Below are 17251 nucleotides of genomic sequence, written 5' to 3' on the forward strand. Positions count from 1 at the left end.
CGGTCACACTGACCCGGCTTGTGGTGCCCGATCCTGTGCCGGTCGATCTGGGCAAGCAGGCCACCCCGGGCAAGCCGATCCCGGCGGTCGCTCCGGTCGTCCGGCCGGTGCCGATCGAGGCGGCCCCCGCCCGCACCAGTGCGGCGGAGTCGCCCCGGCCGCGTCGGGTGACCGGCCGGGTCCCGGCGGCTGCGAAAACGCCCCGGACCCGCCGGACCCCTGAGGAACTGCTGGACCAGGCACGCAAGGCGACGGCCGGACTCAGCACCGCTCAGATCACGGCCGAGGGCATCCGCCGAGAACTGCGCACCTCACCGGCCAACGCCCGCATGCTGCGTGACGCGCTGCTCGCCGAGCGGGCCGCGTGATGGCCGCGCTTCCGGTGTTCCGGTGGCGCCTTGCCCCGGACGGCTACGCCACCCGCCGCCAGCTCCGCGCCTGCGGGCTGCGGCCGGGTGGCCAGCCGGTGGCCGCCCAGCTGGAGCGTCCGCGCCGCCGGCGCGGGCCGCTGGTCGCCTACCTCTACCGCCTCGGCCTCGCCAAACCCGTCCGGCCGATGACCCCGGCGAAGCGGGCGGCCCTGGACCGGGCGAACGCCGCGCGCCGCATCTGCCCGCAGTGCCGCGCGGATGCGGGCTACGTCATCCCCGCCTCGCTCGGCATGTGCACCCCCTGCGCCTTCCCCGAACCCTCCCAAGCTTTGAGGAGTGCCTGACATGGGCAAGCCCGACACCCGCCGCCTGGACAAGGCGATTCAGCAGACCGAGCGGATGCTTGAGGCCGTCCGCAACCAGGAGATGTGGCCGCTGAACGGGCGCGAGCGCCGCGCCGTGCTCGGCGCGGTCACCTCCGGCGCCTACAACCTGCACCGCGGCAACGGCACCGCCCGCGCCGACCGCAAGCTGGACACCGCCTGGCAGAGCGCCGAGACCCGCCTCGTCGCCGAGATCACCGCGTTGCAGGTCGAGCGGCAGCGGATCGTGAACGAGGCCGCCGCCGAGAACGCCTCCAAGAAGTCGTCGGGGTGGTGGTGACCATGGCCATCCCCGAGACGCCTCCCGGCGAGTGCCCGCAGTGCTGGCAGCACGCCTACGACTCCCGCAACGCCCACCGTCACCTGGGGCCGCGTGAGGACTGCCCCGAGTGCGTGGACCACATGCGCAACGGCTGCCCCTACCTGGTGCCGAAGAAGTCCTCCTTCTGGTGGTGACCATGAACCACCACCGTTGTCCGGCCGCGCACCCGGACGACCCCACCGTCTGCGGGGGCCCGGTCGTGGTGAGCGTGCTGGACGCCCAGAACGCTGGCGCGGATGGCTGCGAGCACCACGGCGCCCGCTTGCTGGCGTCCCTGGACGGGGGCCGCGTCTACCCGTTACCCGACGCCCCGCCCGGCGCATCCATCCGCGTCTTCACGGCCGCCGCCGGCATCCGCCCCTTCTGCTGGCTCGACGGCCCCCGCACCGACCCGTCCCGGCTCAGCCGCGCCGAGAACCACACCGAATCCGGCCGCTGACCGCGCATCCGGGCCCCGCCCGCGCCCTCTGCCGGGCGGGGCCCGGATGCCCCATCAACTTCCGCCCTGTGTAGGGCAGTCAGGAGTCTGCCGTCATGAGCGGCACCGTCGTTCACCTGCACAAGGACACCGACCCGCCGACCGATGCGGCCGTGGTGACCACGCTGACCGTGGTCCCGGACCAGGCCGCGGAGCCGCCCGCGTCGGTTCCGCTGTGGGTCCGCTCCGGGCGGGCCGTCCGCCGTATCGCCACCGACGAGCGCACCGTCAACGCCGCCCGCACCGCCGCCCGCCACAGCCTCTACGTGGCCGGCGGGGCGCGGATCGTGGCCCGCCGTGCGTGGGACGGGCGGACCGCCGCCCGCTACGAACGCATGCTGCGTGCGGCGGAAGCCGCGGGCAACCACGAGGCCGCCGCCGAGTGGGAGGAGCGCGGGCAGCGCTTCCGTGAGGCCCGCCACCGCCGCCGCATGGACCTGCTCCACTCCCCCCTGGACGCCGCCAAGGGCGTGGGGATCAGCGCCGGTATGGGCGTCGGCGGCCTGGTCCTGCTCGGGATCGCGATGGCGGTCGCCACGAAGGACCCCACCGAGGTCGTCACGCCGCTGATGGCGGTCATCAAGTTCATCAACCTGATGATCACCATCGTGCGGGTGGTGTGGGGGCCCGCGATCACGATCGGGCCGTTCCTCGCCCTGCTCGCCCTGTGGTCGGTCGGCGCCCACCAGCACGCCGCACCCCAGTGGGCCCTGCCCGCCAACATCCGCAACGGCGAGGGGGAGCCGATCACCCCGTCCATCGTGGTCAAGGCCCTGCGCGACCTCGGCGTGACGACGCTGCGCAAGGCCATCACGGAGATGGGCGACGCCGGCGCCTCGATGCTGTCCCCGATCACCATCGCCGGATGCGGCGTCGAGGTCGACGTGACCCTGCCCTCGGGGGTGTCGACCGACGAGGTGCAGAGCAGGCGGAAGAAGCTCGCGGAGAACCTGTCCCGGCACGAGCACGAGGTGTTCATCACGATCCCGCAGGCGGCCCGCACGGTCCGGCTGTGGATCGCGGACTCCGGGGCGCTGGACGAGCCGATCGGTCCGTCCCCGCTGGTCACCGACGAGACGGTGACCGCCAACTACAAGACCGGCAAGGCCCCGTGGGGTCAGGATCTGCGCGGGGACGCCGCCACGATCAGCCTGTACCAGCGCCACCTCCTGGTCACCGGCCTGTCGAACCAGGGCAAGACCGCCTCCCTGCGGGCGCTCGCCCTGTGGCTGGCGCTCGACCGGTCGGTGCAGTTCTGGATCGCGGACCTCAAGGGCATCGGCGACTGGGCCATGTTCGAGGGCATCGCGAAGGTGCTGATCGAGGGCCCCTCGGACGAGCACGTGATCCAGGCGACCGAGATGGTCGAGGACGCGGTGGAGGAGATGAACCGCCGGATCGAGGAACGCCGCCGCGACCCGGGCGCCGTGTTCGAGCCGCTGATCGTGCTGGTGGACGAAGCCCAGCTCGCGTTCATGTGCCCGGTCGTCGGCGACGACAAGCGGCCCTACGGCGGCTCCAAGGCCACCTCCCGCTACTTCATGGCGGTCCGCAAGATCCACAACCAGGGCCGCGCGGTCGACGTGCTGATGTGGCAGGGCACCCAGGACCCCACCGACCAGAACCTGCCCAAGCTGGTGCGCGAAGGCGCCCACACCCGCGCCTCCCTCGTGCTCGGCACCGAATCCCAGGCCCGCATGGCGCTCGGTGACAAGGCCGTGGACGGCGGCGCCGCCCCGCACCTGCTGCGCCAGGGCCTCGACAAGGGCACGCTCGTCGTCGCCTCGGACGGCATCACGATCCCTGCCGGCCAGTCCTCCATCACGGTGCGCACCCACTTCATCGACGATGAACCGGCCGCCGAGATCGCAGCACGGGCCAAGGCCCTGCGCGACGGTGTCACCACCCTGCGCGCGATCGAGTCCGACGACGAAGAGCGGGACGCGCTCGCCGACATCGCCGCCGTGTTCGGCGACGCGGACCGGGCGCTCACCCGGGACATCCTCAAGCGGCTCGACACGCTCAGCCACGACGCCTACGGCGACTGGACGTTCAACGACCTCAAGCGCGTGCTGGAGGCGGCCGGCGTCGAGGCGTACAAGTCGCACGGCCTGATGAACGTCCGCCGCGACGACGTCCTCCGCGCCCTCGCCGAACGCGACGACGAGGGTTCCGCTTCCGCCTCCTGAACACGGGGAGGCAAACCGCCCCGGTCCGGGGAGGCGGGGAGAACTCCCCAACCTCCTCCCCGGACCGCCTCCCCCACGCTGATCAGCGAAAACACCCGATCAGGGAGGCGGGGAGGCACCCCAGGTCAGCCCCCTGAAACCCCCTCCACACGGCACCCCGAAGGGGGTGCGCTCGCCTCCCCAACCCAGCACCGGAAGGGATTCCGCATGTACCCGGAAACCACCGCCAACGCCACGCCTGCGACCGGACAGGAAGCCACCCCGCTCGCCGACGCCATCGTTCAGGCAGCCATCGACAACGCCATCCGGGAAGCGCGTCTGAACGACGCCAGCCCCACGGCCGTCATCGGCACCACCCCGCCCGTCGCGCAGCCCGGCCGGCCGCCGATGAGCCAGGGCGCCACCGACGCCAGCGTGCTCATGCTCGCCGGCGGCGCCAGCGCCTCCATGGTCGGCCTCGCCTCCGCCGTGGTCATGTACGTCTCCCAGTACGCCGACCCCGCGGTGTGCGCCATCGTCTTCGGCGCCCCCACCGCCCTCGTCCTCGCCCTCGCCCGGCTCGCCAAGCGCGCCAAGCCCGCCCCGACCGTCCACCACCACTACGAGGGCCCCGTCCACCAGGACCAGCGCAACGTCACCACCACGACCCGCGGCGTCTGGGCCAAGACCACCAACCACCAGTAGCAACGCCAAGGGCGGCCCCCACCTCACGCCAATGATGCGGGGCCGCCCTTGTCATCCAGCACTGTCAAAGAGAACTGGAGACATCCAGCATGACCCAACTCACCACCATCCGGCGAGTACGCGGGCAGCATCCGCGCTTACTGGACCTGTACTGCTGCCAGGGCCGCGCCGCCCTCGCCCAGCTCCCCCCGGCGCTGGAGGCGGCGGCATGAGTGAGCACCTGCTGAACGCGGCCCTGGACGCGGCCGGGCGCGGCTGGCACGTCTTCCCCCTGCGCCCGGGTACGAAGCGGCCCGCCCTGCACGGCGAGACCTCCTGCCCCGGCACCGGCCCGTGCGCGCACGGTCACCTGAAGTGGGAGCAGCGAGCCACCACCGACCCCGACCGCATCCGCGCCGCCTGGAGTCAGGCGCCGTACAACATCGGCCTCGCGTGCGGCCCTTCCGGACTGCTCGTGGTCGACCTGGACGTACCGAAAGACAAGGGCAGTTCGGACGCGCCTGACGGCGCGGCGACCTTCCAGGCGCTCTGCGAGCGCAACGGGCAGCCCGTCCCCCGCACCCGCACGATCCGGACCGCGAGCGGCGGCACCCATCTGTACTTCACCGCCCCCGCCGCTGCCCGCCTCCACAACACGGCCGGCACGCTCGCCCCGCTCGTGGACACCCGCGCCCACGGCGGCTACGTCGTCGCCGCCGGAAGCGTAGTCGACGGCACCCCGTACACGCTGGAGGGCCCGGCACTGCTCCGCCCGCTCCCCGCATGGCTTATGGCGCTGCTCGTGCCGCCCCACCCCGTCAACCGGCATCCCACCCCGCTGCCCGCGGCGGGCGCGGGACAGAGCTTCCGGTACGCCGAAGCCGCGCTCACCCGGGAAGCCGCCGCGGTCGCTGGGGCCCGTGAGGGAGGGCGCAACACCGCGCTGCTGCGGGCCGCGCGGGCGCTGGGGCGGTTCGTCGCATCCGGCGACCTCGCCCGGCACGTGGTTGAGGAGGCTCTTCAAGGGGCGGGGGAGGCGGCGGGACTGCCGGCTGCCGAGTGCCGCACCACTCTCCGCAGCGCACTGAACTGGTCCATCGCCCACAACCCGCCCCGCAGGGAGGCGGCATGAGCACCCCCGCCCGCCCCTCTCTGAAGAGCATCACCCCTGCCCCGGACCACCCGGGCGCCGCCGAACAGGCCGCGCCCCCGGCGGCCGTGGGCGAGCCGAAAGACGCCGCCCGTAAGGGCGTCCGAACTGCTCTTCGCTCTGACCCGCACGCCGGCGACGGCCGTTACCCCGTCGCATGGCTCCACATCAGCGCACCGCGCGGCGCCACCCCCACGGCCACCTCACGGTGCCTGTGCGGCTGGAACCGCAGCGCCATCGGCCACAAGCGGGTGCTCGCCCTCATCACCGACCACACCGCCCACCGCGACACCTGCCCCCTGCGCACCAACCAGGAAGGAAGGGCCGCCGCATGACCCCCACCATCGACGGGGCCGCGTTGCTCGATGAGGTAGAAGCCTTCCACCGCCGCTTCAACGTCTTCCCGTACGAGGCCGCCTACGTGGCCGTGGTCCTTTGGGACGCGCACGCCCATCTGCTCGACTGCTTCGAGTCCACCCCGCGCCTTGCCTTCCTGTCCCCCGAACCGGGGTCCGGGAAGTCTCGGGCGCTGGAGATCGTGGAAACGCTCGTGCCCAACCCGATGGCCGCTGTCGACGCCTCCGCCGCCGCGCTCTTCCGCGCGGTGGCTGGGGTCGACGGCAAGCGGCCCACGATCCTCTTCGATGAGATCGACACCATCTTCGGCCCCAAGGCCGGGGAGAACGAGCAACTCCGGGGATTTATCAACGCAGGACACCGCCGCAATCGGCCGATGTTCCGCTGCGTGGGAGACGGCGCGAACCAGACCGTGCAGGCGTTCCACTCCTACGCTGCCGTCGCCGTGGCCGGACTCGGCTACCTGCCCGACACTATCCGGGACCGCTCCGTCAACATCCGCATGCGCCGCAGAGCCCGCAACGAGAAGATCGAGCCCTACCGCACCCGCATCCACGAGAAGGAGGGGTTCGCCCTGCGCGACCGGCTCGCCACCTGGGCGGAGCAGGTCAGCGAGCGAGTCATGAACGTGTGGCCGACCATGCCCGAGGGTGTCACGGACCGGCCGGCGGACGTGTGGGAACCGCTGCTCGCGGTCGCGGACGCCGCCGGCGGGGACTGGCCCGACCGGGCCCGCGCAGCGTGCGTGGCCCTGGTCACCGCGTCCAAGGCCAACGACAAGGGCAGTCTCGGCGTCCGGCTGCTCACCGACTTGCGCGACCAGGTCATGGTTGGCATCGACCGCCTGCCCACGGTGGCCATCCTCGACCGGCTCAACGCCATGGACGATGCCCCGTGGGCCGACCTCCACGGCAAGCCGCTCGACAACCGGCGCTTGTCCCGGATGCTCGCCGAGTACATGACGGCCGACAACGAGCCCATCACCTCCCGCAACATCAAGACCGCCGGGAGCGTCCTCAAGGGCTACTACGCCGCCGATCTCGCAGACGCGTGGGCCCGCTACTGCCCCCCGCCCCCGGAAAGTCCGCTACCTCCGCTACCTGACACCGAAAACGTGGCCTGACCAGCAATAACGGGGTAGCGGCAAGCACCACCGCGAGCCGCTACCCCGCCGCTACCCATCCGCTACCGCTACCCCTTCCCGCTACCCCGAACAGGCCCCTGACCTGCGCGGTAGCGGAGGTAGCGGAAGTAGCGGCCCCCAGAGGGTCCCCCCAGTCGTCACCCCGAGAAGGAGTCACCACCTTGGCCGGCACCAAGATGCTGAAGCTCCCGGAAGTGCTCGAAGAGATCGGCGTGAGCCGCGCTGCTTTCTACCGAATGCGGGCCCGCGGACAAGCTCCCAAGCTCCGCAAGCTCCCCAACGGCCAAGTCCGCATCAGCCGCGCCGACCTGGACGCGTGGTGGGAGCGCTGCACCGAACACGCCGCCTGAACCGCACCACCCCATCGGGCCCGCCCTGAGAGGGCGGGCCCTTTCGCTGCCTGGAGAGCAATGCCCCTCACGTACGACGTTCGCGTGTACAGCATCGAAACCCGCCGAGACCGCCCTAAGCCCTATCGCGTCCGCTGGCTCGTCGGCACTCAGAAGCACTCCAAGAGCTACACCGTCAAAGCCCAGGCAGACGGCCGCCGATCCGAGCTGATGACCGCTCTCCGCAAGGGAGAGCAGTTCGACGTGGAGACGGGCCTGCCCGCCTCGGAACTCCGCGCCCTGAACGGCTCCGTGACCTGGTACGAGCACACCCGGGCGTATGTGGACGGCAGATGGGACCGCCTCCCGGCCAAGTCTCGCCGCAACGATGCTGACGCCCTCGCCACCCTCACGCCTGCGCTAGTGAAGACCACGGCCGGACGCCCGGCGCCCAGAGTGCTCCGCAGGGCTCTGTACGGCTGGGCGTACAACAAGAGCCGTTGGGGCCAAGAGCCTCCCAGCGAGGTGGCTGAGGCTCTTCGGTGGGTGGAGAAGAACTCCGTGGCCATTTCAGCGCTTGAAGACCCCGCGACGCTCCGCACGGCCTTGGACGCCCTGTCGACGCTGCTCGACGGCTCCCCGGCCGCGGGGCGTACCGCCCGCCGCAAGCGAGCCTGTCTGAGCGACGTTCTCGGACTCGCGGTCGAACGGCGGTACTTCACCATCCCCGTGAACCCCCTGACCACGGTGAAGTGGACGGCCCCCAAGTCCACGGAGGAAGTCGACCCGGCGAGTGTCGCCAATCCGCGCCAAGTCCGGGAACTACTCGAAGCGGTACGCGCACAGGGGGAACGTGGCGCGCACCTCGAAGCCTTCTTCGGGTGCCTCTACTACGCCGCCATGCGCCCCGCTGAGGCCGTGGGCCTGAAGGCGTCACAGTGTCATCTCCCCAAACACGGGTGGGGCCGCCTCACGCTGCGCGGCGGCATCGTCCATGCCGGCCACAACTGGACAGACGACGACCGGGCCCACCAAGAGCGCCACCTGAAGGCCCGAGCGGTGCGGGACTCGCGAGTCGTGCCGATCCCGCCGCACTTCGTCGCAATGCTCCGGTGGCACTTCGAGCGATTCGGTGCGGCACCGGATGGGCGCCTGTTCCGCACCAGCCGCGGCGGTGTGATTCAGGACACGGGTTACGGAGAGGTTTGGGCGGAAGCCCGGAGCGCCGCCTTGCCCCCCTCCGAGGTGGCGTCCCCGCTCGCCCGTCGGCCGTACGACCTGCGGTGCGCCGGGGTCTCCTTCTGGCTCTTCTCTGGGGTCGATCCCATGGAGGTAGCGCGTAGGGCCGGGCACTCCGTGGCTGTGCTCCTGCGGGTCTACGCGAAGGTTCTGGCACAGGCCCAGGACCGAGCGAACCGCCAGATTGAGGCTGGCCTGCGGGAATGGCACTGAAAGAGCACGTCCCCCCGGGGGACACCTGGGGGACACGCTCCGATCAGGATCGGGTCACACCTGAGACCAGGTGAGACAAGCCTCGCTTTTCGAGCATCGTTCGAATCAGCATGTTCGAATACGAAGAAACCCCCTCCGTCCCGCTTTTCAGCAGGTCGGAGGGGGTTTCCCTCAGCGTGGCGGCGCCAGGATTCGAACCTGGGAAGGCTGAGCCGGCAGATTTACAGTCTGCTCCCTTTGGCCGCTCGGGCACACCGCCAAGGTTGCTGCCAATTCGAACCCGCTTTCGGCGGTGTTCCCCGGCAACGACGTAAACAATACCCGATCCACGGGGGTGCTTCGCCACCCGATTGATCTCCAGCCCTCGGGTCATGGGGTGGCTAGGCTGGTGCGGATGCGGCCCGGCTGGATGCCGGGCCCGGCGGCCGCCGCCACGCACGCCGGCACGCACCCGATACGCACCCGATACAAGGAGCCACAGGACATGGCCGACTCCAGTTTCGACATCGTCTCGAAGGTCGAGCGGCAGGAGGTCGACAACGCCCTCAACCAGGCCGCCAAGGAGATCTCCCAGCGCTACGACTTCAAGGGCGTCGGCGCCTCGATCGCGTGGTCGGGGGAGAAGATCCTCATGGAGGCGAACTCCGAGGAGCGGGTGAAGGCCGTCCTCGACGTCTTCCAGTCCAAGCTGATCAAGCGGGGCATCTCGCTGAAGGCGCTGGACGCGGGCGAGCCCCAGCTGTCCGGCAAGGAGTACAAGATCTTCGCCTCGATCGAGGAGGGCATCTCCCAGGAGAACGCCAAGAAGGTGGCAAAGATCATCCGCGACGAGGGCCCCAAGGGCGTCAAGGCCCAGGTCCAAGGCGATGAGCTGCGCGTCAGCTCCAAGAGCCGCGACGACCTCCAGACCGTGATCGCCCTCCTGAAGGGCAAGGACTTCGACTTCGCGCTTCAGTTCGTCAACTACCGCTAGAACACTGTGCTGACCTGCGGAAACGCGTCAGCTAGGCGACCACAGGGCACAACCAGGGCATTCCGGCGAGGACCGACTCCACCGCCGCCCTCGTTGTGCCCTCGTCGTTGGCCTCGGGGGGCGTAGGTGTCGGGAACGTTCGACGCCTCGGAGGACTTGGTCCTGGACGTCGATGGCGGATCAGCCAGTGATCGACCGATCACCCAGAATGACCCATCGGCGTAACCTGTCCTCAGCCCGTCAAGTGGCCCGCCGGCATCAAGCAAGGGGGACAGCATGAGTCAGGAGCAACCGCTGTGGCGGTTAGAGGTGCTCGCCGGCGGCGACACGCTCCGCCAGGAACGCCTCACCCGGGATCTGCACGACGCACTCCAACGGGCTGGTGCTGCCGAGCCGACGTTCCTGACCGCCGAGGAAGGCGCACCCACGCATGACGACCGTAAAGGCGGAGTGGTCTCGGAGATCACCGCGCTTGGCGTCGCCGCCGCAGCGGTCAGGCCGGCCTCGCGTGTCCTGATCGAGCTGATCAAGGAATGGTGTGCCAAGGACCGCCACCGCAAGGTGGAGATCACCGAAGGAGACCGGTCAATCACCGTGACCGGTCGCCCCGACGACGCGCAGGAGCGCATCATTCGCGCCTTCCTCGACCACGCCGACGAACCGGCTGCCCCTGAAGGCGAGCAGGAGTGACCCGTCTGGTGCGCCGCCGCGCGCTGCTGATCGCCAACGAGAACTACGACGACGGCCGCTTCGGCTCCCTGCCGTCCACCCAGGCCGACATCTGGCACCTGGCACAGGTGCTTGAGCACCGGAGCATCGGCGCCTTCGTCTCCGTGAAGACGGCCGCCGACCTCACTGCAGACGACATGCAGTACGAGATCAGCGAGTTCCTCGAAAGCTGTGATCAGGACGAACTTGCGCTGCTCTACATCTCCGGTCACGGCACCAGGCTCTCCGCCAGCGCGGGCGGCGAGTTCCATTTCGTGGCCAAGGACACCGACTACGACCGGGTCGCCGCGACCGCTGTCGGTGCGGGCTTCGTCAACGAGCGCTTGGAAGCCTGCTGGGCGAGGCAGAAGGTCGTAATGATCGACTGCTGCCGGAGCGGTGGCTTCGCGGTCGGCCTGCGGACGACGGATCGTTCCGCTCCCGCGGCCGCGAAGTCCGGCGAGGACTCACCACTGCGCAGCCACGGTGTCTATGTGCTCTCGTCCTCACGAGCGGGTGAGGACTCCTACAGCGGCGCCCAGAACAATGGCGTGGTCGAGCCGTCGGCTTTCACCGCGGAGGTCGTCGAAGCCCTGCGCACCGGCAAGGTCAGCAAGAGCGGGACCGGCGAAGTCTCCGTTGGCGAGCTGTTCGATTACGTCAACCGACGCATGCGTGCCAAGGGATCAAGCCAGATTCCGGTCAAGTCAGCCCACTGTGTCGACGATCGGATGGTCCTCGCCAGTTGCCCTGTCGGCAGCGCTCCGAGACTCGCACCCTTCACCCGGCGGGCTCCTTCCCAGACTCCTTCGACCACTCAGAGCCCCAAGGCGGTATCGCCGGGCCGGAGCCAGCCGGGCTGGTCCGAACTCCTCACCTACTACCGTGAGTGCGTGCTGTCGGACGAGGCGGACACTCCGCTCATGTCCGTTCACGATCACGGCACCTCGTACGTCTGCCTCACCGGATCGGAGCGCCTGCTGTCCGGCGAGTTGGATGAGGACGACTGCACCGAAGTACCGTCCGAGGCCACGGACCTGATCGAGGCCGCCGCGGCCCAGGATGCCGACCTCTGGGCCGGGTACCCAGTTGTTCTCATCAACGGTCCCCGGAACGGCAGGAGTTGGCTCTCCCCGAAGTTCGCTCCGCTCCTGGTGCGCCGAGTCGAGGTGGTGCATCACGAGGGCAGCGCCCGCCTCAAGCCCTACGGGCCGGTCGTCCCGCATCCACGCTTTGCCGAGGAATGGCTCGGCAAAGAGGAAGCCGCAGAGCTCTCGGAGACCTACCAGCCCACCTGGCACGCCGGACAGCATGACCGAATGGCCGTGGACGTCCGCAATCTCCTGATGCAGGAGTACGAGCTGCCATGCATCCAAGAGCCTCGCCCCGATCAGCTGGCCGATCGGATCGACGTCCGCACACCGGGCAATGGTGCACGAAACTCCGCCGTGCTCTTCCTGGCGCCTCGGGACTCGAAGGCAACCAAGAAGCTGCTGGCCGACTTCGACAGCATCGCCAAGAAGGTCTCCGAGATCGGGCGGACCTCGCTCGCGGCGCTCTCCCCGATACCCGAAGAGCGCTCCGCGCCCGACGAGCGAAAGCCCGAATCGGTCCGGCTGGTGACACCGCTGCCTTCCAACGAGGCGCAGTCAGCCGTACTGCGGTCGGCGATGACGCGTCGACTCACCGTGGCCACCGGACCCCCCGGTACCGGCAAGAGCCAGTTGGTGGCCAACCTCGTCGCCACCGCCCTGGCCGCCGGCGAGCGGGTACTGATCGCCTCCACCAACAACCAGGCTGTGGACGAGGTCTGGCGACGCTGCGAACAGCTCTCGCCGGGAAGCATTGTGCGCACAGGGTCGACCGGGCGCGAGGTCGACTACCGGGAGATCGAAACCGCGACTCTGCGCAAGCTGCTGGAGGCTCCCGCTCCGGACCGCAATACCAAGACCGCCGAGTTGGAGGTCGACGTCGCGGCCGGCCAACTGTCGCAGCTGCAGGAGGAATTCGCCCGGATCGCAAGTGCCGAGCGTGCGCTGCTCCGGACCGGCGAGGCACGAGAACAGCATGCTGATCGACTCGGCACCCCGGTCCGCGATCTGGTCGAGCTGCTGGGCGTTGACGATCCGGAGCGCTTGGCCCGTCAGGCCACAGGACTGGCACATGCCTGGTTCTTCGGCGAAAGGCGCCGCAAGCGATTGCTGCGCCGGGTCGGGATCGACCCCGCCGGGCGGCCGACCGCCGAAGTCTGCTCCGCTCTGGCGGATTTCGCCACGGCCGAACAGGACTGGCGCAGCGGACGCGAGCACACATTGACCGTCCTGGACGACGCCCTGCTGACCGAGAAGCTCGACAACGTCGAGTCAGGGGTGCGCTCGGCCAGCGGCATACTGCTCGACAGCGTGGTGCGGACGGCGGCCCGTGCCGGGCGGTCGGCGATCATGGGTTTGCTGACCGCTCGCGACGCCGGCGGGAGTGACTGGCCCGCGGTCAAGTCGGTGCTGCCCTCGGTTCGAGGTTGGGCGGTGACCAGCCTCTCTGCCCGACGTTTCCCGCCGGATGCCGCCCTGTTCGACCTGGTGATCGTCGACGAGGCCAGCCAGTGTGCCATCCCCCATGTACTCCCCCTGCTGTTTCGGGCACGTCGAGCATTGATCATCGGCGATGCCATGCAACTCCCGCACATCGCCAAGATCGGTCCGGAGCGCGAATCGGTGGTCCGGCGGGGAAGCGGCCTGCGCTCGGACTGGCTCGAGCGCCACCAACTCGCCTACCGGCGACACAGTGCCTTCCACGCCGCGGAGCGGGCCGCGGGCAGGAGCATGCTCCTGGACGAGCACTTCCGCTGCCATCCGGCGATCGCCGCCGTCTCCAACCATCTCTTCTACGACGGCCGGCTGACCGTTCTCACTGACGTCCGATCGCGACCGTCGCTGGACCGACCAGCGCTCTTCTGGTCAGATGTCAGGGCTCCGGCGGCAAGGCCACGCTCGGGTAGCTCCTGGGTCAATGAGGGCGAGATCACCAAGGTGGAGAGCTTCGTCCGGAGCCTGCTCAAGGATCTCCCTCCCGAAGCATCCATCGGGGTGGTCACCCCCTTCAAGGCCCAGGAGGAAGCGCTGAAGCGGCGCCTCCGTGATCACGATCCGGAGCGGGTCCGCACCGGGACGGTCCACACCTTCCAGGGTGGCGAACGCGACGTGGTGATCTTCTCCCTGGTCGCGGGTGAGGGGATGCACCCCGGTGCGATCAGCTGGATCGACCGACAGCTCAACCTGTGGAACGTCGCCATCACCCGTGCTCGCTCACACCTGATCGTTGTGGGCGATGCCGGCCTCTGGCAGCAACGTGGCGGAGTCGGCGCTGCCCTGTTCCGGGCTTCCGCTTCGACGGACGCGCCCGACCGAGCCGACCACGACGGATACAACGAACTGCTGAAGCGGCTGTACACCCAGCTGTCCAGCCAACCCGGATCGACCGTCGAGCTCGATGCCGCAGTGAACGGCCACCGAGCCGATGCCGTGACCCGAAGCGATCAGAGTGTGCGGGCAGTTCTCCTCGACCTCGGACACGACGTCGCGACCGACGCCGGCCGTCATCTGCGCCTGATGCTCCGGCGGCGGCAACTACTCGCCACCGCAGACGGCGATGGCGCGCTGCGCGTACCCGCCTGGCGCCTGTACGACGACACGACCGGACTACCTCGTTCACCACGCTCCTGAAGGCTCAACGCCGTGATCACCCCGGAATCGCGGTTCCGGGGTGATCACACGTTGCGAACCGCGCCAGAAGAAAGAAGATGGCGGTGAGCTGCGAAAACGCATGAGCGAGGCGGCCATAGGACACGATGAGGGCACTCCGGCGAACCGGGGCGGGGAACGGGAGAGAAGGGTGGGGCCCTGCGGGCGCCCACCCTTCCGTGTTGCCGGGGCGATGCTCAGCCGCGGCGGGAGTTGCCGAAGACCAGGCGGTAGGCGATCAGCAGGACCAGGGAGCCACCGATGGCGGACACCCAGGTGGCGCCGTCGAAGAAGTGCCTGCTGACGGGGTGATGCAGCCAACGGGACGAGATCCAGCCACCGACGAACGCGCCCACGATGCCGATGACGGTCGTGCCCAGGAGCCCGCCGGGGTCGCGACCCGGCAGCAGGACCTTGGCTATGGCTCCGGCCAGCAGCCCCAGAATGATCCAAGCGATGATGCCCATAGCGCCAACCCTGCCCTTTCGCGCCCGGTGCGCACAGGCCCGTTCGTGAGACCTTGGTGAGGACCACCGGTCCGCCGTGCGCGGTTTCGTACCGTCTTGGTGAACAGGACGCCGGCAAACCTCCGCCCGGTTGCCGCCGCCCGGTCGGGCTTTCGTCCCGGATCGTTCCCGATCTCGCTACAAGACGCTCCGGCACCGCTCGAAGGGCGTGACCGCCTGATACTTGTGGCAGCAGGGAAGCCCGGCGCAGTGACCTGAGAGGTACCGATCATGAAGGTGTTCAACCTGCTGCTCAACATCCTGTGGCTGCTCTTCTGCGGCATCTGGATGTCGATCGGTTACCTCATCGCCGCGCTGATCTGCTTCGTCCTGATCATCACGATCCCCTTCGGCATCGCCTCGCTGCGCATCGCCGGGTTCGTCCTGTGGCCGTTCGGCCGGACCGCCGTGGACCGGCCGGACGCCGGCGCGGGATCGGTCATCGGCAACGTCATCTGGGTGATCTTCGCGGGCTGGTGGCTCGCCCTGGGACACCTGATCACCAGCATCCCGCTGTTCCTGTCGATCATCGGCATCCCCTTCGGCTGGGCGAACCTGAAGCTCATCCCGGTCTCGCTGATGCCGCTGGGCCGCGAGATCGTCCCCACGGACCGGGGGTTCGGCAACCGCTGATCGATGTGCGGGGGCGCCGTACCTCCGGAATCATCGTTACAGGGGCGGCGAGCAGGGGGCATGAAGCCTGTCCAGGCTTGGGGGAGCGCGTATCCGGCATCCGTACGGAGTCCTCAGATGCCCAGGAACCACATCGGCCCGTCCACCGCCGCCACACCGTCGGCCACCCGCCAGGGGGCCGGCCGTACGGGGGTGAGCGCCGCGGACTGCGGACTGCTGCTGCTCCGGCTGACCTTCGGCCTGCTTCTCGCGGGGCACGGGTCCCAGAAGCTTTTCGGACTGTTCGGCGGGCAGGGACTGACCGCCACCGGCAAGGGGTTCGCATCCCTCGGCTACCGCCCCGGCAGACTCTTCGCGGCCATCGGCGGCCTCTCCGAACTCCTCGGCGGCCTCGGCCTCGCCGCCGGGCTGTTCGTCCCGCTCGCGGCCGCCGCGATCGTGGGCGTGATGATCAACGCCATGGTCACCGTGAGCGCCGCCCACGGGGTGTGGGTGGAGCAAGGCGGAGTGGAGTACAACATCTGCATCGCCGTCGTCGCCCTCGCCGTCGCGGCCATCGGGCCCGGCCGGCTCGCCCTGGACCGCTTCTTCCGGTGGGGGAACGGCGGCTGGCCCCAGGGGGCCGTCGCCCTGGGGCTCGGGGGCCTGGGAGCGGCGCTCGCGCTGTCCTTGTGACGGGCGCCCGGCGGTTCCGGCGTGAGGGGTTCCGGAGCGCCGGTGGAGGCGGTCCCGGACTCAGGGCCTGCGGCCGGCCATGCCCTCCAGGCGCTCGATCCGCTCTGCCATCGGCGGGTGCGTGGAGAACATCTTCGACAGCCCCTGACCCGGACGGAACGGGTTCGCGATCATCATGTGGCTCGCCGTCTCGATCCGCGGCTCGGGCGGCAGCGGCAGCTGCTGGGTGCCGATCTCCAGCTTGCGCAGGGCGCTGGCGAGGGCGAGCGGGTCGCCGGTGAGCTGTGCGCCGGAGGCGTCCGCCTCGTACTCGCGGGAGCGGCTGATGGCCAGCTGGATCAGCGTCGCGGCGAGCGGGCCCAGGATCATGATCAGCAGCATGCCGAGCAGGCCGGGGCCCTCGTCGTCCTCCGAACGGCCGATCGGGATCAGCCAGGCGAAGTTCACCAGGAACATGATCACCGAGGCGAGCGCGCCGGCCACCGAGGAGATGAGGATGTCCCGGTTGTAGACATGGCTCAGCTCATGCCCGATGACGCCGCGCAGTTCGCGCTCGTCCAGCAGGCGCAGGATGCCCTCGGTACAGCACACCGCCGCGTTGCGAGGATTGCGGCCCGTGGCGAAGGCGTTCGGGGCCTCGGTCGGGGAGATGTAGAGCCGGGGCATGGGCTGGCGGGCCTGTGTGGACAGCTCGCGGACCATCCGGTACAGCGCCGGGGCCTCGAACTCGCTCACCGGGCGGGCCCGCATCGCGCGCAGCGCCAGTTTGTCGCTGTTCCAGTACGCGTACGCGTTCGTGCCGAGGGCGATCAGGAGCGCGACGATCAAGCCGGTGCGGCCGAAGAAGCCGCCGATGATGATGATGAGCGCCGACAGTCCCCCGAGGAGTACTGCGGTCCTGAGCCCGTTGTGCCGGCGGTGCACGGTACGCCCTCCAAGTGGTTCAGGGACCCTTCGGTCCAGTGGACCCTCCCGCACTGCCCAACGCGAGGCGGCGGCCACAAGTTCCCAGGTGGGCGGGGGCGGGCGCGGCGGCCGTACGAGTGAGGGGGGGTCCGTGGCCGCGCGGAGGGGGGCGGTGGGCTGCCGCGGAGGCTGACCGGTGGGCTGTAGGGGAGGGGCCGGCAGGCCGTTCCGAAGGGGGTCGGCAGGCCGTTCCGGAGGGGGCCGGGGGGCTG

The 17251-nt window shown here is 69.8% G+C and carries 19 protein-coding genes and 1 tRNA gene; 17 read left to right on the forward strand and 3 right to left on the reverse strand.

Annotated elements, in window-relative coordinates:
- Positions 1-367 precede the first annotated feature (367 nt).
- The 12 genes from ACE4Q9_RS13855 to ACE4Q9_RS13910 all read left to right on the forward strand — a co-directional run bounded on the left by ACE4Q9_RS13855 (position 368) and on the right by ACE4Q9_RS13910 (position 8838).
- The gene (locus ACE4Q9_RS13855; RefSeq protein WP_397984536.1) at positions 368-715 is read left to right on the forward strand and encodes an RRQRL motif-containing zinc-binding protein; all 348 of its coding nucleotides are present in this window, start codon (positions 368-370) and stop codon (positions 713-715) included.
- A 1-nt stretch (position 716) separates the two neighbouring features.
- Positions 717-1034, forward strand: a complete 318-nt coding sequence (locus ACE4Q9_RS13860) for a hypothetical protein (protein ID WP_397984537.1) — start codon at positions 717-719, stop codon at positions 1032-1034.
- A 2-nt stretch (positions 1035-1036) separates the two neighbouring features.
- Positions 1037-1210 (forward strand): pRL2-8, encoded by a 174-nt coding sequence (locus tag ACE4Q9_RS13865; protein ID WP_397984538.1) that lies wholly within the window; start codon positions 1037-1039, stop codon positions 1208-1210.
- A gap of 2 nt (positions 1211-1212) precedes the next feature.
- Positions 1213-1515: a hypothetical protein gene (locus ACE4Q9_RS13870; RefSeq protein ID WP_397984539.1), complete on the forward strand. Its 303-nt coding sequence runs from the start codon at positions 1213-1215 to the stop codon at positions 1513-1515.
- Between the two features lie 95 nt (positions 1516-1610).
- Positions 1611-3743: an FtsK/SpoIIIE domain-containing protein gene (locus ACE4Q9_RS13875; protein WP_397984540.1), complete on the forward strand. Its 2133-nt coding sequence runs from the start codon at positions 1611-1613 to the stop codon at positions 3741-3743.
- A gap of 207 nt (positions 3744-3950) precedes the next feature.
- Positions 3951-4427: a hypothetical protein gene (locus tag ACE4Q9_RS13880; protein WP_397984541.1), complete on the forward strand. Its 477-nt coding sequence runs from the start codon at positions 3951-3953 to the stop codon at positions 4425-4427.
- Between the two features lie 89 nt (positions 4428-4516).
- Complete coding sequence (locus tag ACE4Q9_RS13885) at positions 4517-4639, forward strand: hypothetical protein (protein ID WP_397984542.1); 123 nt, start codon at positions 4517-4519, stop codon at positions 4637-4639.
- Complete coding sequence (locus ACE4Q9_RS13890; protein WP_397984543.1) at positions 4636-5538, forward strand: bifunctional DNA primase/polymerase; 903 nt, start codon at positions 4636-4638, stop codon at positions 5536-5538. Before ACE4Q9_RS13885 ends, ACE4Q9_RS13890 begins: the two co-directional genes overlap by 4 nt.
- Positions 5535-5891 carry a hypothetical protein gene (locus ACE4Q9_RS13895; RefSeq protein ID WP_397984544.1) on the forward strand — a complete coding sequence of 119 codons (357 nt, stop codon included), beginning with the start codon at positions 5535-5537 and terminating at the stop codon, positions 5889-5891. Before ACE4Q9_RS13890 ends, ACE4Q9_RS13895 begins: the two co-directional genes overlap by 4 nt.
- Positions 5888-7036: a DUF3631 domain-containing protein gene (locus ACE4Q9_RS13900; RefSeq protein WP_397984545.1), complete on the forward strand. Its 1149-nt coding sequence runs from the start codon at positions 5888-5890 to the stop codon at positions 7034-7036. Before ACE4Q9_RS13895 ends, ACE4Q9_RS13900 begins: the two co-directional genes overlap by 4 nt.
- A 182-nt stretch (positions 7037-7218) precedes the next feature.
- A complete protein-coding gene (locus ACE4Q9_RS13905) occupies positions 7219-7407 on the forward strand; it encodes a helix-turn-helix transcriptional regulator (RefSeq protein ID WP_397984546.1) in 189 nt (62 codons plus the stop codon).
- A 60-nt stretch (positions 7408-7467) separates the two neighbouring features.
- Positions 7468-8838: a tyrosine-type recombinase/integrase gene (locus ACE4Q9_RS13910; protein WP_397984547.1), complete on the forward strand. Its 1371-nt coding sequence runs from the start codon at positions 7468-7470 to the stop codon at positions 8836-8838.
- A gap of 177 nt (positions 8839-9015) precedes the next feature.
- Here ACE4Q9_RS13910 and ACE4Q9_RS13915 read toward each other — a convergent pair.
- Positions 9016-9097: transfer RNA gene (locus ACE4Q9_RS13915), tRNA-Tyr, on the reverse strand.
- Positions 9098-9322: 225 nt separating this feature from the next.
- Here ACE4Q9_RS13915 and ACE4Q9_RS13920 point away from each other — a divergent pair.
- The 3 genes from ACE4Q9_RS13920 (at position 9323) to ACE4Q9_RS13930 (ending at position 14241) form a co-directional block, all read left to right on the forward strand.
- On the forward strand, positions 9323-9811 hold the full coding sequence (locus ACE4Q9_RS13920; protein WP_397984548.1) for a YajQ family cyclic di-GMP-binding protein: 489 nt from the start codon (positions 9323-9325) through the stop codon (positions 9809-9811).
- 276 nt (positions 9812-10087) lie between these two features.
- Positions 10088-10501, forward strand: coding sequence for a hypothetical protein (locus ACE4Q9_RS13925; protein WP_397984549.1), 414 nt, complete (start codon positions 10088-10090; stop codon positions 10499-10501).
- Positions 10498-14241 carry an AAA domain-containing protein gene (locus ACE4Q9_RS13930; RefSeq protein ID WP_397984550.1) on the forward strand — a complete coding sequence of 1248 codons (3744 nt, stop codon included), beginning with the start codon at positions 10498-10500 and terminating at the stop codon, positions 14239-14241. Before ACE4Q9_RS13925 ends, ACE4Q9_RS13930 begins: the two co-directional genes overlap by 4 nt.
- A gap of 215 nt (positions 14242-14456) precedes the next feature.
- Here ACE4Q9_RS13930 and ACE4Q9_RS13935 read toward each other — a convergent pair whose 3' ends face one another.
- A complete protein-coding gene (locus ACE4Q9_RS13935) occupies positions 14457-14726 on the reverse strand; it encodes a GlsB/YeaQ/YmgE family stress response membrane protein (RefSeq protein ID WP_397984551.1) in 270 nt (89 codons plus the stop codon).
- A gap of 270 nt (positions 14727-14996) precedes the next feature.
- On the opposite strand from ACE4Q9_RS13935, the gene ACE4Q9_RS13940 reads away from it, so the two are divergent.
- Both ACE4Q9_RS13940 and ACE4Q9_RS13945 read left to right on the forward strand, forming a co-directional pair.
- Entirely contained in the window at positions 14997-15398 is a 402-nt protein-coding gene (locus ACE4Q9_RS13940) for a YccF domain-containing protein (RefSeq protein ID WP_397984552.1), read from the forward strand.
- Between the two features lie 117 nt (positions 15399-15515).
- The gene (locus ACE4Q9_RS13945; protein WP_397984553.1) at positions 15516-16073 is read left to right on the forward strand and encodes a DoxX family protein; all 558 of its coding nucleotides are present in this window, start codon (positions 15516-15518) and stop codon (positions 16071-16073) included.
- Between the two features lie 60 nt (positions 16074-16133).
- On the opposite strand, the gene htpX is transcribed toward ACE4Q9_RS13945, so the two are convergent.
- The gene (gene htpX, locus ACE4Q9_RS13950) at positions 16134-16997 is read right to left on the reverse strand and encodes a zinc metalloprotease HtpX (RefSeq protein WP_397984554.1); all 864 of its coding nucleotides are present in this window, start codon (positions 16995-16997) and stop codon (positions 16134-16136) included.
- Positions 16998-17251: the final 254 nt, after the last annotated feature.

The sequence above is a fragment of the Streptomyces sp. AM6-12 genome (genome assembly GCF_044327085.1).
GTDB lineage: Bacteria > Actinomycetota > Actinomycetes > Streptomycetales > Streptomycetaceae > Streptomyces.

Coding starts and splice junctions, on each gene's coding strand:
- ACE4Q9_RS13935 (WP_397984551.1), bottom strand. CDS start 14,726: ATGGGCATCATCGCTTGGATCATTCTGGGGCTGCTGGCCGGAGCCATA.
- ACE4Q9_RS13945 (WP_397984553.1), top strand. CDS start 15,516: ATGCCCAGGAACCACATCGGCCCGTCCACCGCCGCCACACCGTCGGCC.
- ACE4Q9_RS13880 (WP_397984541.1), top strand. CDS start 3,951: ATGTACCCGGAAACCACCGCCAACGCCACGCCTGCGACCGGACAGGAA.
- ACE4Q9_RS13855 (WP_397984536.1), top strand. CDS start 368: ATGGCCGCGCTTCCGGTGTTCCGGTGGCGCCTTGCCCCGGACGGCTAC.
- ACE4Q9_RS13925 (WP_397984549.1), top strand. CDS start 10,088: ATGAGTCAGGAGCAACCGCTGTGGCGGTTAGAGGTGCTCGCCGGCGGC.
- ACE4Q9_RS13890 (WP_397984543.1), top strand. CDS start 4,636: ATGAGTGAGCACCTGCTGAACGCGGCCCTGGACGCGGCCGGGCGCGGC.
- ACE4Q9_RS13870 (WP_397984539.1), top strand. CDS start 1,213: ATGAACCACCACCGTTGTCCGGCCGCGCACCCGGACGACCCCACCGTC.
- ACE4Q9_RS13895 (WP_397984544.1), top strand. CDS start 5,535: ATGAGCACCCCCGCCCGCCCCTCTCTGAAGAGCATCACCCCTGCCCCG.
- ACE4Q9_RS13875 (WP_397984540.1), top strand. CDS start 1,611: ATGAGCGGCACCGTCGTTCACCTGCACAAGGACACCGACCCGCCGACC.
- ACE4Q9_RS13940 (WP_397984552.1), top strand. CDS start 14,997: ATGAAGGTGTTCAACCTGCTGCTCAACATCCTGTGGCTGCTCTTCTGC.
- ACE4Q9_RS13900 (WP_397984545.1), top strand. CDS start 5,888: ATGACCCCCACCATCGACGGGGCCGCGTTGCTCGATGAGGTAGAAGCC.
- ACE4Q9_RS13860 (WP_397984537.1), top strand. CDS start 717: ATGGGCAAGCCCGACACCCGCCGCCTGGACAAGGCGATTCAGCAGACC.
- ACE4Q9_RS13885 (WP_397984542.1), top strand. CDS start 4,517: ATGACCCAACTCACCACCATCCGGCGAGTACGCGGGCAGCATCCGCGC.
- ACE4Q9_RS13920 (WP_397984548.1), top strand. CDS start 9,323: ATGGCCGACTCCAGTTTCGACATCGTCTCGAAGGTCGAGCGGCAGGAG.
- ACE4Q9_RS13865 (WP_397984538.1), top strand. CDS start 1,037: ATGGCCATCCCCGAGACGCCTCCCGGCGAGTGCCCGCAGTGCTGGCAG.
- ACE4Q9_RS13910 (WP_397984547.1), top strand. CDS start 7,468: ATGCCCCTCACGTACGACGTTCGCGTGTACAGCATCGAAACCCGCCGA.